Origin of the sequence: Fredinandcohnia onubensis, assembly GCF_002734215.1 — a bacterium.
Lineage (GTDB): Bacteria > Bacillota > Bacilli > Bacillales > Bacillaceae_L > Ferdinandcohnia > Ferdinandcohnia onubensis.
In genome coordinates this window covers 1-1,527 of record NZ_NSEB01000036.1, presented here as the reverse complement: position 1 = coordinate 1,527, position 1,527 = coordinate 1, and the positions used below count along the sequence as shown (strand labels likewise).

The 1,527-nt window shown below is 35.8% G+C and carries 1 protein-coding gene; it reads left to right on the top strand.

Annotated elements, in window-relative coordinates:
* The first annotated feature begins 153 nt into the window (after nucleotides 1–153).
* A protein-coding gene (locus CKK03_RS23425) for an IS3 family transposase (protein ID WP_099364888.1) occupies nucleotides 154–1,490 on the top strand; the annotation gives its coding sequence in 2 pieces (ribosomal slippage) (nucleotides 154–547 and nucleotides 547–1,490; 1,338 coding nt in all).
* Nucleotides 1,491–1,527: the final 37 nt, after the last annotated feature.

Here is a 1,527-nt window from a genome sequence, read left to right as displayed (position 1 = left end):
CTTCTTCAATCAGCCTAGGCTTTTTTTAAATGTCCTTTAAAAACCGACAGGAAAACTAAACTGTACCCTGTAGAGTAGACACTTAAAAAAAGACTACTCTACAGGGTCTTTTTGTGTACAATTAAATGAAAATGGGACAGGAGAATAAATAGAATGAGCAAAAAAACATTTACCGAAAGAGAGATTGATATATTAACAAGAAATCCATATGTTAAATCGGTGAGCACAAAAGGGATTACCTACACCGAGGAACTTAAACAGACTTTTATTGACCTATATGAGAAAGGAAAGCTTCCTAGAGAAATATTCGAAAGCTGTGGATTTAATATAGAAATTCTCGGGATGGAACGTGTTCATAGTTCCGCCAAAAGGTGGCGGAAAGCCTACCGTAAGGATGGGGTATTAGGCCTACGTGATACACGGGCTGGGAACTCGGGAAGAACACATAAAAAAGAACTCTCAGTTGAAGAGAAAAATGTACGGTTAGAAGCAGAAAACAACTTATTAAAAGCAGAGATTGAATTATTAAAAAAGATACGATTCGCAGAAAGGGGGCTAAAGAAGTAGAAGTAACATTATCAGCAAACGAAAAGTTCATTCTCATTAAACACGTCATTAAAAAATATAATTTGAAAAACATGGTCAGTTACCTTTGTAAAACGGCTAAGGTGTCACGTTCCGGCTACTATAATTACTTCTCTGAAGCTGCCATTGAACGAAGAATGCAGAATGAGAAAATGGATGAAATCGCCCGAGATATAATCTTAAAAGCATACAAATTTAAAAATCGAAAAAAAGGGGCTCGCCAAATCAAAATGACTTTGGCAGGTCAATTTAAAGTTGTCTATAACTTGAAACGAATCAGAAGAATTATGAAGAAATATTCAATAATTTGTCCTATTAGAAAAGTGAACCCTTACAAACGAATGATGAAGGCCACTAAAGAGCATACGGTCCTTGCGAACCTACTAAATAGGGAATTCAAACAAGAGTTCCCTTATAAAGTCCTTCTTACTGATATTACATATCTGTTTTACGGGAAAGGTAAAAAGGCATATTTATCAACTATTAAAGATGGTTCCACTAACGAAATTCTAGCTTACCAAGTCTCTGATCGTGTAACACTTGATATCGCTACAAACACTCTTAAGAAATTAAAGAGTAATAAGAAGATTAAGTTCGTTGAAGGTGCCTTCATTCACTCTGACCAGGGAAGTCATTATACGAGTCCTGTATATCAAAAAATGGTGGAGAATTATAAACTGGGACAATCTATGTCTCGTAGAGGAAATTGTTGGGACAACGCCCCACAGGAATCTTTCTTTGGACATTTTAAGGATGAGGCGAACATCAAACCATGTGAAACCCTTAAGGAACTAAAACGTGAAATTAACGATTACATGACGTATTATAACAACTACAGATATCAGTGGGATTTAAAAAAGATGACCCCTGTTCAATACAGAGATCACCTTCTTCAATCAGCCTAGGCTTTTTTTAAATGTCCTTTACAAAGGGTACAGTTTA